Below are 603 nucleotides of genomic sequence, written 5' to 3' on the forward strand. Positions count from 1 at the left end.
CAACCGACACGATCTCAATTAGAAAAAATGCACCACATGGCTCATGAGAATTGTTTTATCGCCAATTCGGTTAAAACTGAAGTGACGACGCTTATTGCAGATTAAATGAAGCTCTTTGTCAAAGCGCAGTGTATCGCCGAATAGTGTTAAGCCAGCAGTCCGGCTGCTGGCTATTGTGAACTAAACGATGCCTTGCTCGATCATCGCATCAGCGACTCTTCTAAAGCCGGCAATGTTTGCGCCTAAAACTAAATTACCAGGTTGACCAAACTCTCGACTGGTTTCGTTTGCATTAATAAAGATGTTTTTCATGATGGTCTGCAACTGGCTATCGACTTGCTCGAAGGTCCAGTTTTGCATGCTGGCATTTTGTGCCATTTCAAGCTGACTGGTTGCAACGCCGCCTGCATTGGCTGCTTTCGCTGGCCCATAAGCTATTTCGGAATCCACGATGATATTGGCCGCATCACGAGTGGTTGGCATGTTTGCGCCTTCACTAATCAAAACACACCCATTATCGATAAGAGCAAGAGCATCGTTTGACGTCAGTTCATTTTGGGTCGCGCAAGGGAATGCGGCGTCAGCTTGATATCGCCATACAGC

Annotated in this window: 2 pseudogenes; one reads left to right on the forward strand and one right to left on the reverse strand. The window is 46.4% G+C overall.

From position 1 onward, the window contains the following. Positions 1-105: pseudogene (locus tag ACWYVB_RS24150) on the forward strand (OsmC family protein); the annotation flags it as partial. Positions 106-180: 75 nt separating this feature from the next. On the opposite strand, the pseudogene ACWYVB_RS24155 reads toward ACWYVB_RS24150, so the two are convergent. Then, a pseudogene (locus ACWYVB_RS24155) lies at positions 181-603 on the reverse strand (NADP-specific glutamate dehydrogenase); the annotation flags it as partial.

This window comes from Vibrio sp. JZG10, from assembly GCF_054064075.1.